The sequence below is a fragment of the Rhodocytophaga rosea genome, assembly GCF_010119975.1.
Taxonomy (GTDB): Bacteria; Bacteroidota; Bacteroidia; order Cytophagales; family 172606-1; genus Rhodocytophaga; species Rhodocytophaga rosea.
The window spans coordinates 3,792,074-3,803,692 of sequence record NZ_CP048222.1 but is presented as its reverse complement, the minus strand read 5'-3'; the positions used below and the strand labels follow the sequence as shown (position 1 = coordinate 3,803,692).

At 42.1% G+C, this 11,619-nt stretch carries 8 protein-coding genes; 7 read left to right on the top strand and 1 reads right to left on the bottom strand.

All coding sequences use genetic code 11. From position 1 onward, the window contains the following. Positions 1 to 217: 217 nt before the first annotated feature. The 7 genes from GXP67_RS15775 (at position 218) to GXP67_RS15745 (ending at position 11,024) form a co-directional block, all read left to right on the top strand. Positions 218 to 3,355, top strand: coding sequence for a SusC/RagA family TonB-linked outer membrane protein (locus GXP67_RS15775; RefSeq protein ID WP_232065285.1), 3,138 nt, complete (start codon positions 218 to 220; stop codon positions 3,353 to 3,355). Between the two features lie 59 nt (positions 3,356 to 3,414). Beyond that, complete coding sequence (locus GXP67_RS15770) at positions 3,415 to 4,938, top strand: SusD/RagB family nutrient-binding outer membrane lipoprotein (protein WP_162444013.1); 1,524 nt, start codon at positions 3,415 to 3,417, stop codon at positions 4,936 to 4,938. A gap of 432 nt (positions 4,939 to 5,370) precedes the next feature. After that, positions 5,371 to 6,315, top strand: a complete 945-nt coding sequence (locus GXP67_RS15765; RefSeq protein WP_162444012.1) for an RraA family protein — start codon at positions 5,371 to 5,373, stop codon at positions 6,313 to 6,315. Positions 6,316 to 6,456: 141 nt separating this feature from the next. Next, entirely contained in the window at positions 6,457 to 7,737 is a 1,281-nt protein-coding gene (locus GXP67_RS15760; protein ID WP_162444011.1) for a mandelate racemase/muconate lactonizing enzyme family protein, read from the top strand. Positions 7,738 to 7,839: 102 nt separating this feature from the next. After that, positions 7,840 to 8,991, top strand: a complete 1,152-nt coding sequence (locus GXP67_RS15755) for a bile acid:sodium symporter family protein (protein WP_197901694.1) — start codon at positions 7,840 to 7,842, stop codon at positions 8,989 to 8,991. A 39-nt stretch (positions 8,992 to 9,030) separates the two neighbouring features. Then, on the top strand, positions 9,031 to 9,963 hold the full coding sequence (locus GXP67_RS15750) for an RraA family protein (protein WP_162444010.1): 933 nt from the start codon (positions 9,031 to 9,033) through the stop codon (positions 9,961 to 9,963). Between the two features lie 128 nt (positions 9,964 to 10,091). Next, positions 10,092 to 11,024, top strand: a complete 933-nt coding sequence (locus GXP67_RS15745) for an RraA family protein (RefSeq protein WP_162444009.1) — start codon at positions 10,092 to 10,094, stop codon at positions 11,022 to 11,024. A gap of 168 nt (positions 11,025 to 11,192) precedes the next feature. Here GXP67_RS15745 and yiaA read toward each other — a convergent pair whose 3' ends face one another. Beyond that, the gene (gene yiaA / locus GXP67_RS15740) at positions 11,193 to 11,591 is read right to left on the bottom strand and encodes an inner membrane protein YiaA (protein ID WP_162444008.1); all 399 of its coding nucleotides are present in this window, start codon (positions 11,589 to 11,591) and stop codon (positions 11,193 to 11,195) included. Between the last annotated feature and the right edge of the window lie 28 nt (positions 11,592 to 11,619).

The following is an 11,619-nucleotide window of genomic DNA, read 5'->3' as shown; positions in this document are numbered from 1 at the left end:
CAGTGACCTGGTTCAAGAAGTATATGTGCAGAAAAAAGCGGTAGATAAAAATACCAGAACGCTGGATGCTTATTTAGTTGAGCTACTGGATCAGACTGGCTTAAAGTTTAAACGCGTAGAAAGCAATATTTATATTATCCTGCCTGGTTCCAACCAGAGGAAACTGATAAAAAAGATCAATTACGAGGGCATTAACCGGGAAACCAGTAGTAATGCCATGTTCCTTAAAGTTGCCTCACTTCAGCTAAAACCTATGGACATTACCATCACTGGTAAGGTAACTTCCCAGGAAAATGGCGAATCATTGCCTGGAGTAAACGTACTGGTAAAGGGTACTACCATAGGAGCTGTAACCAGTATAGACGGCGCTTACAGCATTACAGCGCCAGATGGCAATGGAACGCTGGTCTTTTCATACATTGGTTTTACCAGCGAAGAAGTTCCGATCAATAACCGCTCTGTAATTGATGTTGCCCTGGTACAGGATATACAATCGCTAAGCGAAGTAGTAGTTACTGCATTGGGTATTAAGAAAGAAACAAAAAAATTAGGATATGCCGTAGCCAGTGTATCTCCGGAACAAATCAATGTAAACCGGACCACTAATTTTATGAACGCCTTGCAAGGCAAAATGGCCGGTGTAAATATTACTTCTCTGGGTAGTGGCCCTGCCGGAACCAGTAAAATCCGTATCCGGGGCCAATCCTCATTCAGCGGACAAAACAATCCGCTTATTGTCGTGAATGGTATACCTATTAATAATGCCAATCAAGGATATAATCCTAATAGCTCAGATAACAATAACGGCGCTGGTGGTATCACTTCCAGATCGGATGGAGGAGATGGCTTATCGAGTATTAATCCGGATGATATCGAATCGATGACGGTTTTGAAAGGTGGCCCGGCAGCAGCTTTATACGGCTCGCGTGCGAAAGATGGGGTAATTATGATCACTACCAAAAACAGAGGCTCTCAGCAAGGGATTGGGGTAGAATACAATACCAATTTTACTACGGATACCCCTTTGGATTTTACCGATTTCCAATATGAATATGGGCAAGGCGAAGGAGGGGTACGCCCAACGGCTGCTAATCCAACTTCGGGGGTATGGAGTTTTGGTGAACGTTTTCAGCCAGGCATGACACAAGTATTATTTGATGGGGTTACAGTGCCTTATGAACCGGTGAAAGACCGTATTAAAAAGTTTTACCGTGTAGGTAATACCTGGACCAATACGATTACGCTGTCTTCGGGCGGAGAAAAAGGCGGATTCAGCCTTTCTCTTTCCAACCTGGATACCAAGAGTATCATGCCTAATTCAAATTTTAACCGGAAAACGATCAACCTTGGTTTTACACAAAATGTGCTGAAAAAACTCACTATTTCGGGTAACGTGAATTACTCAAATGAATATAACAAGAATCCTCCTTCTATTGCAGACCAGGATTTAAGTACACCCACCACCATCTTTACGTTGGCTAATTCTATGCCTTTGGACTTACTGGATCAATACCGCAAAGATGCCAATGGAGATGAATATGTATATTCCAGGTTCAGAAACCGGACCAATCCTTATTTTGCTGCTTATGACCGTTTTGAAAATATCCGCCGTGACCGTGTTTTTGGTAACATAACTGCCCGGTATAATTTCACTGACTGGTTATACCTGCAAGGCAGAATCGGGCAAGACTTTTTCTCCCGCGATCAGGAATATAATATACCTACTGGGATGGCTTCATTAGCAGTGGCTCCGGCAGGTTTCGTAAATGGCCAGTATGCCCAACAAGCCCGCCGCTTCCGTGAAATTAATGCTGACTTCCTGTTGGGCGCAAGCCGTACCTTTGGCAGGTTCGGAATAGATGCCAGTTTTGGAGGGAACCGGATGTACCAGCGTTCGGATCAGAATAGTGTAGGGGTAACCAACTTTGTAGTGAGAGGATTATATACAGCGGCAAATGGCCAGCAGAAAAATCCAACCTATGATCTGGCAGAGAAACAAATAAACTCTTTATACGGCTCGGCTGAAGTTTCTTATAATGATGTATTGTTTGTAAACATGACTGCCCGTAATGACTGGTTTTCTACACTATCTCCAGCCAACCGGAGTATTTTATATCCTTCTGTTACTGGTAGTTTTGTGTTTTCCCAGGCGTTTGCCGGACTTCCCAACTGGCTATCGTTTGGAAAAATCAGGGCAGGATATGCAGAAGTAGGCAGTGACCTGGATGTAGGCCCTTATTCCAATGCGCTTTTCTATAACATAAATGCGAATCTGTTTCCTAATACGGCCGGCCTGGCAGCATTACCGCTTGGGAACATCAATACAGAAACTGTACCCAATCCTGCACTCAAACCTATGCGAGTAGCCGAAAAAGAGGTAGGTCTGGACATTAAGCTTTTTGATAACCGTGTTGGACTGGATGTATCGTATTATGATAAACTTACCACCGACCAGATTGTGCAGGTACAGGTATCAGATGCTTCAGGTTATCTCCGTAGGCTGATCAATGTGGGAGAAAGCAAAAATAATGGCGTTGAAATGTTGCTGACCCTGACTCCAGTAAAAACAAGTAGCTTCCAGTGGGATTTTTCCTTCAATGGCTCTTATAATACCACCAAAATATTAAAACTAGGGCCAAATCCTGGTGATACTGTTATTACGGTGGGTAGAGGCATTTTTGAAGGTGAATTGCGGCAGGTAGTAGGAAAGCCTATCGGGCAACTATATGCCTATGGTTATCTGACAGACAGTCAGGGTAACCGTGTATTTAACGCAACCAGTGGTCGTCCTGAACGTACGCCCACTCAAATTGCATTTGGCAGCGCTATCCCTAAATGGGTAGGAGGCTTTACCAATACATTCAATTATAAAGGCCTAAGCCTGTCCTTCCTGATTGATTTCAAATTAGGCCATAAAATGATTTCTTCTACCAACTTCAATGCATGGCGGCATGGCCTGCATAAAGGAACATTAACTGGCCGTGAGGAAGGCTATGTAATCGGAGATGGTGTAAATACAAACGGAGAAGTAAACACAGTTCAGACACCAGTTCAAACCTTCTATGAAACTGTTCGCTCCAGCAACCTTTTAGGACAATTTGTATACAATGCCGGTTTCTGGAAATTACGCCAGATTACACTTGGCTATGATTTTACAAAACTGCTTCCCGAAAATTTCTTTGTGAAAGGAATCCGGTTAAATGCGGTAGCCAACAATGTAGCTATTCTAAAAAAATGGGTGCCTAATATCGATCCTGAGTCTTTTGGCTTTTCATCTGATAACCTGATTGGATTGGAACATTCTGGTTTGCCAACTACCCGTAGCGTGGGCTTTAACCTGAACGTTAAGTTTTAATATGCTCACCTGTTATTTATACCTGAAGAGTTGGTTTACAAAAATTAAATAAAATAACCATGAGAAAAAGATCTAAATATATTCTGGGCTTGTGTATAACCTTTGGTTTGCTGGCGGGCTGCGATAATGGTTTTGATGAATTAAATACCAATAAAACCCTGGCTACTGCCATTAATCCATTATTTTCGCTCAATACAGCCATTGTGAATACGGCACCTCCGGGTACTACCCTTCCCTATGAATTAGCCATCGTACAGCAAATTGTGTCTCCGAATTCTGGGGTTATTGCCGGAGGAAATTTTAATGAAGATAACCGTTCGGTAACAAGGGGGCTGTGGGAAAACTATTACAGGAATGTGTTGAAAAATACAGCGGATGTAATCGCCAAGACAAGTGATAATCCTTCACGTTCCAATCTATATAATATGGCCAGAATCATCCGCGCGAATGCCGGTATGATTTTAACTGATACATACGGCGATATCCCATTTGTGGAAGCTGGAGAAGGCTTTCTTACTAATAATGTAGCTCCTATCTATGATGCTCAGCAGGACGTCTACACAAACATATTAACCGAACTGGACGAGGCCTCCGCAGCGCTTGATGCGGCTAAACCCATAGAAGCACAGGATGCCTTATATGGTGGCGATATTACCAAATGGAAGCGCTTTGGATATTCTCTGTTATTACGGGCAGCCATGCGACTTACGAAAGCAGATGCAGCAAAAGCCCAGCAATATACCGCTAAAGCTGCATCTGCTGGTGTGATGCAATCAAATGCAGACAATGCTTTTATCCGGCATACGGCAGCATTTACCAATGCCGTAGGGAACACGTTAAATTCGACCGAAGCCAATAATTACTATCTGACAGAAACTTTTGTAAAATATTTAAAATCAACCAAAGATCCCCGCCTGGCTTCTATAGCTGTCAGATATGTAGGTGCAAAAAATGGAGCGGAACAGGTAGCGGCCAGAGTGAACAGAGATACGACTGTACAAATAGGGATGCCTATGGGATATGATAATGCATCGATTGCTTCGGTAGTTACGGCAAAAGGTCTGGCCAGCTTTTATGATTTCTCTCAGTTAGACAGAAACAGGATGGGCAGAAATGATGCGCCCAATTTCCTGGCAACTTATGCACAAACACAATTATTGCTGGCAGAAGCTGCTGTAAAAGGCTGGGTACAAGGAGACGCAGCAACTTTATACAGCAACGGAATTAAAGCTCATATGGAGCAGTTAAGTTCTTATGCTGATGCAACAGTACCTGCCTCTTCAATCAATACTTACATTGCGGCAAATCCATTTGATCCGGCTAAAGCTTTAGAACAGATAAATACGCAGTACTGGGTTGCCTCTTTCTTAAATGGACCTGAAGCATTTGCCAATTTCCGCCGCAGTGGTTTTCCAAATTTGCCTCCTAATCCTTTGCGAAATGATATCGATACAGAGGCTTTTATCCGAAGGCTTACTTATCCTGATGCGGAATTTTCAGTTAACTCAGGTAATGTTCAACAAGCGGTTAGCCGCCAGGGCGCAGATGAACTTGACACCCGTATATGGTGGGATAAACCATAATTCAGGTATTAGCGACCCGCTATAAATCATTCAATTTCTAACTGGCGGCAGAAGAAAACTGTCTACCGCCAGTTAGAAATACACAATGGACAAACCATCTAAAAATAATCAAGGCAAAACAACCGCTAGGAAATGTTTCGCTAATAGGCCATTCACCAATGCATCTATTGATTTTTACATCTGGAATTTTGGCATTCAGGAAGGGAGGACCTTTTAGATAAGTTATCAGAGGATTTTCCCAGAAAGCCCTTCTGTAAAAAACGGCTATCTATATATAAATGAACAACTGGCAGCTAAATACCCAATCCTGGGAAAATAACCGGATACAGGTACGGAAACGCAATGGAACAGCCATCCTGCCCTGATTTTTTCATTAGTATTTATTAAGCTTTTCGCAAATAAGTAAAGGCCAGAATTAATCAAACTTTTATCATGAAATACATTATCCACTTAAGCTTATTTTTTTTCTTTCTGATTCAATCTCTTGTGCTATCAGCCCAGCAAATATCCAAAGAAGAACTCATCTTTTTAACACCTGAATGGAAAGGAGAACGCTTTCCGGATGGAAGGCCCAAAGTACCCGATGCACTGATTAAACGTATGAAATTAGTAACGCATGAAGAGGCCTGGGCAGTGATGAAGGGAAAAGGGTACAAATATCAATATGCCGAAGGCTGGCAGTGCATTAATCCCGATAGTGTGCTGGTAGGCAGAGCGCTGACTGCTACATTTATGCCCGGCAGGCCGGATGTACACAAAGTAACGGATGAAAAAGGCCATTCAAAAGACGGCCGTATTAAATCGCAGAATTCCTGGCCCATCGATATGCTGGTAAAAGGCGATGTATATGTAGTAGACCAATTCGGTATGCATGAAGATGGCCCAACTATTGGGGATAATCTGGGTAATTCTATTTATGCAAAAACAGGGAATGGGATTGTATATGACGGAGCAGTAAGAGATATAGCTGGCCTAAAGGAATTAGGTTCCTTTACTTCTTTTTTTAAAAGTTATCACCCCTCCCATCATAACCAGGAAGGCAATCTGAATACAACATTAGTTGGCATCAACCGCCCTACCCGTATTGGTAAAGTAATGGTAATGCCCGGAGATATTGTATTAGGCCGTGATGGTGCTGTTACGTTTGTTCCCCCGCATCTGGTAGAGCAGGTTGTAAAAACGTCTGAAGTAGTACGCTTACGTGATATGTTTGGACACGAACGCCTGCGCCAGCAAAAATATACGCCTGGCCAGATAGATACTCGCTGGTCGGATGAAATAGAAAAAGATTTTTCCGCCTGGCTCAATGCCCATATTAACGAACTGCCTGTACCCAAAGAACAAATTCAGGAATTGCTGAAAACCCGCACCTGGTAAATAGTGAATGAGTGATTATGCGATCGAATAAATTCTATTCCTCATTCAAAATCCAAAATGTATAATTTCTGATTTGATTACTTACTCCTGAAAATCCTTTAATCCGGTTAATCCCGGTTCCAGACATTTAATCATTAACTCATGACCAACTATAACCGCCGTTCTTTTTTAACCAAAGCTGCCATTACCAGTGCCTTAGCTGCTTCCTCTTTTTCCAGCTTTGGAGAGGGATTAGAAAAAGCTGTTGAGAGAACGCCTATGGCTTCGGCTCCTTCTGATCTGAAAATAACCGATATAAAATGCGGCTATATCCGCAATGGACATAGCCTGTTTGTAAAAATATATACCAACCAGAATATATGGGGCTGTGGCGAAGGAGTAGATGCTACGCCAGGTACCTATCATCTGGTAAAAATGTTCGGAGAGCGCATCAAAGGCAAAAGCCCCTTAAATGTTCACCGCTTATTTGAAGACATCCGCCGCTCCGGATTTTTTGAAGGAGCCCAGTCGGGTATGTTCATCGCTGTACTCTCTGCTGTAGAAACTGCCTTGTGGGATCTGGCTGGCAAAGCATTAGGCTTACCAGTATATCAGTTATTAGGTGGAAAGTTTAGAGATAGGGTACGGGTATATTGCGATACAGGCACCTACCGGGATACAGATAAAACACCTAAACATTTTGCAGATAGTGCCAAAGAAGCTGTAAAAATGGGCTTTAGTGCCGTGAAATATGATATTGATGAATTTAATGATCCCAGTAAATATGACCGGTATAACTGGACAGCCAGCCCTGGTGAACTGGAGCGGATGTATAGCCAGATTGCCGCCGTACGGGAAGCAGTAGGCCCGAAAATAGATATTTGTGTAGACATGCATGGCCGCTATGATATGACAACCGGGCAACGGGTAGCTAAAATGTTTGAGCCCTTGAATCTGATGTTTTTGGAAGAACCTATTCCTGCTGAGAATGTGGAAGCCTATAAACTGATTTCTGAATCTACCAGTACACCGATTTGTGCCGGGGAAAATCATTATCTGGCCTATGGCTTCCGCCGGATGCTGGAAATTGGTGCTGTAGATATTATTATGCCTGATCTGCAAAAAGCTGGCGGTTTAGGAGAAGGTCAGCGGATTGCCAATTTAGCCAATCTGTATTATGTACCGTTTGCGCCTCATATGGTGGCTTCTTATTTAGGCGCTATGGCCGCCAGCCATGTGTGTGCCTCTGTACCTAATTTTATGATACTGGAATGGCAGATATATTTCCATGAAGATCCGATGTTCAAAGAGATCGTTAAATTCGATGGGCCCATGGTAAAAGATGGCTATATTCCTTTGTCTGAAAAACCTGGCATTGGCGTGGAAATTAACGAAGAAGGTATGAAAAAATATGCCCCTAAAGATGTACCCTTCTTTGTTTAACAATTTTAGTACGATAAATAATCTTCGAAATATTTTATTTAATCTGTCCTTTGTCTAATTTGTTTATTGATTTGGATAGATTTTACTATTTGCCTTTACCTTATGAAAGAAAATAAAAAGTTTTTTACTATTGCCCTATATGCTGCTTTAGCCTGTCTGGCAGCGGTATTGATTATGCTGGCTATGGGTTACCGTTCGGAAGTAGGACCTGTGATTATCGTATTTTTCGTTTTACTGGCTATTGGTGTTAGAAAATATCCTGCGATCAAAGGCTTTTCTTATACGATTTCCATTTTTGCGGCAGTTACAGTGGCTATGTTCTACCCCTCCTACTTTGTGGAAGTAAATGGTTTCCAGCTTAAAACCTTAATTGTTCCGCTGTTACAAATTATTATGTTTGGAATGGGAACCGCTATGAGCCTGGAGGATTTTGCCGGGGTAGTTAAAATGCCAAAAGCTGTGTTAGTAGGATTAATTTGTCAGTTTTCCATTATGCCTGGCCTGGGGTTTACCTTAGCCAATGTATTTGATTTTCCTCCCGAAATAGCAGCAGGTATTATATTGATTGGTTGTGCTCCCAGTGGCTTAGCTTCCAATGTGATGTCTTTTCTGGCCAATGCCAATTTAGCCCTATCTGTAACTATTACCGCAATGGCTACTTTACTGGCTCCTTTAATGACTCCTTTACTGATGAAACTGCTGGCCGGGGAGTTTGTACAGGTGGAAGTATGGGCCATGATGTGGGATATTGTGAAAATGGTAATTATCCCAATAGGTGCCGGACTGTTATTCAATAAGTTATTAAGCGGAAAAGCAAAATGGCTGGACGATGCAATGCCCCTGGTTTCTATGATCGGTATTGCCTTCATCATCACGATTATTACAGCAGCCGGACGTGAGAGCCTTTTATCTATTGGCTTAACCTTGATTTTAGTCGTATTTATTCATAATACATTCGGCTATTTTCTTGGCTACTGGTTTAGCCGGCTGGTAGGTCTGGATGAACGTTCCTGCCGTACAGTGGCAATAGAGGTAGGTATGCAGAATGGCGGACTAGCTTCGGCCATTGCTTTGCAAATGGGCAAAGTAGCTACCGTTGGCTTGGCACCTGCAATTTTTGGTCCACTAATGAATATTACCGGATCTTCTCTGGCAACCTGGTGGAGAGGCAAACCTATTCCGGGAGAAAATGCTCTTCCTGTTCAAGAACCAACTGTAGTTACTCCCAAACAGGAGAAAATAAAGCAACCATGAATGCAATTTTCATGTGAAACCTAATTTAAACCCAAAGACATGAATAGTAGAATACTTTTATTAGCCGCCTTTGTATTGACAGGATTTTTTGCCCATGCACAGCAGGTAGGCTCCTCTCCAGAATATATTAAAGCACTTACTTCCCAATGGAAAGGAGAACGCTTTCCGGATGGAAGGCCCAAAGTACCGGATATTGTGCTGGAACGCTTACAAAATGTTACATTGGAACAAGCATGGGGGTATTTAGACCGCAGAGGATACCGCAACCAGGTCGAACGAAACTGGCTGATTATCCAGCCAGATCAGGTGATGACAGGCCGGGTAGTAACAGCCCAGTTTATGCCTTTCCGTCCAGACCTTGATAGCTTAGTACGGGCACAAGGCAAAGCAGAAGGCCGATCCCAAAAAGGCGGAATCAATATATGGCCCATAGATATTTTAACAAAAGGAGATGTATATGTTGCTGATGGATATGGAAAAGTGAAAGATGGTACCTTAATTGGGTCCAGCCTTGGAAATGCCATTTACGGCAAAACCGGAAAAGGTGTGATATTCTATGGTTCGGTGAGAGATATGCAGGAACTGGCTGATACCAAAGGCTTCAATGGCTGGGTAAAAGATCAACATCCCTCCTATATTAAAGACATGACCCCAGCTTCTATTAATGCCCCAATCCGGATTGGGGAAGTTACCGTTTTCCCAGGTGATGTAGTGCTGGCTAATAAATATGGGGTAGTTTTTATTCCCTCCCACCTGGTGGAAGGACTTGTTTCCTCTTCTGAAATGGTAGCCTTGCGTGACGAGTTTGAACGGGTATTGTTGCAGCAGGGTAAATATCCCTCCGGAGAAATTCATGGAGATTGGTCTTCTAAAATCAAAGATGAATTCAGAGCCTGGGTGTCCAAATATCCCAAGAAGTTAGCGATTACTTCCAAAGATGTAGAAGCTTATCTGGCAAAAGAAGGGAATTAACCTCAATAGAAAATCAGAAGATTTGAAAATTTGTTTTTAATTATCAGCAAAATGCAGCTATTTCGCCCTAAAATAGTTTTGTACCTGAACCTACAAATTCAAATAGTCTACATATGCATACTTATTTCATGAAACAAATCATTTTTTTTATTGCTCTATTTATTCTTTCTAGTTTCTCTATTTCCCTGCGTGCACAATCTGTTGCCTTACCTAAAGAAAGCATAATAGGTTTTACCTCCAACTGGAAAGGCGAACGCTTTCCGGATGGAAGACCCAAAGTACCGGATAATATTCTGGAAAGAATGAAAGATGTATCCCTGGAAAACGCCTGGAGCGTGGTAAGAGGTGCCGGATATAATAATCAGTTTGCAGGTGAATGGCAGACCATCCATCCGGATCAGGTGATGGTGGGACGTGCACTTACGGCACAATACATGCCCAAACGTCCGGATGTTGAAGACAAATTGAAAGCTACTGGTCAGAAAGAAGGGCGGATTGGGGGTACTAATTCCTGGCCGATTGATATGCTGTCTACAGGCGATGTATATGTAGCGGATGCCTATGGCAAAATTGCCGATGGAACCTTAATCGGAGATAATTTAGGAAATTCTATTTATGCCAAATCCAAGAATGGAGTTGTATTCGATGGTGCTGTACGGGATCTGGAAGGTCTGGCAAAGATTGAAGGCTTTAATGCATTTGTACGCGGATTTCATCCTTCTTTTATCGCAGAGATGATGTTAACCGGCGTGAATTTACCTATTCGTGTCGGGCTTGTTACGGTAGTGCCCGGAGATATAGTACTGGCAAAAAAAGGCGGTATTCTCTTTGTGCCTGCACATCTGGCAGAAACAGTAGTACAAACCTCTGAAGTAATTACCCTAAGAGATGAATTCGGGCATATGCGCTTAAAAGAAGGAAAATATACTCCCGGCCAAATTGATACCAGATGGTCAAAGGAAATTGAGGCTGATTTTGCCAAATGGCTGGATGCTAATCCTGGAAAACTAAAAATGACTCGGGCAGAAATGGACAATTTGTTGAAAACCCGTACCTGGTAGAAAATAGCGCTAACTGCCAGTTATTAGCATAAAAGTGAGAGTTAAAATTGTGCAATTCTACGAATACTCATTCTGAAATAGAAAAAGGCCGTACAATACTGTATGGCCTTTTTTTATACACTTTTAAATTATTGCACTATCTTTTTATTTGATGCTTAATACTATTGATTATACAGCCACTTCATCTCTTTTATTATCACGTGTGTTCTTCTGAACAGCAATAGCAGCAAACAAGCTAAGGGTAAAAGACATTCCATAAAAACCTTTTTCACTTAATGTCATATTTGCATTCCATAAGCCAACAATTAATAATAAAATAGCCAATATGGTAGAGAACCAGCTTAATCCATAATAAATATTAGTAACTGCTATACCTTCTAATTGATCCCGTACTGTTTTTTGCAAGGATACAGCAGAAAAAAGGCCATACATCAATACGGTGAAATAATATCCTTTTTCATTGAGGGCCATTTCAGCGTTCCATAAGCCTGTGATAAAAGCTACCATTCCGGCAATAAGGGCTACCCATGAAGCGGCAATAAACGCATTAGACGGTTTCTGATTCATTTCTTTGAGTTGTTTGAGTTTTTATTGA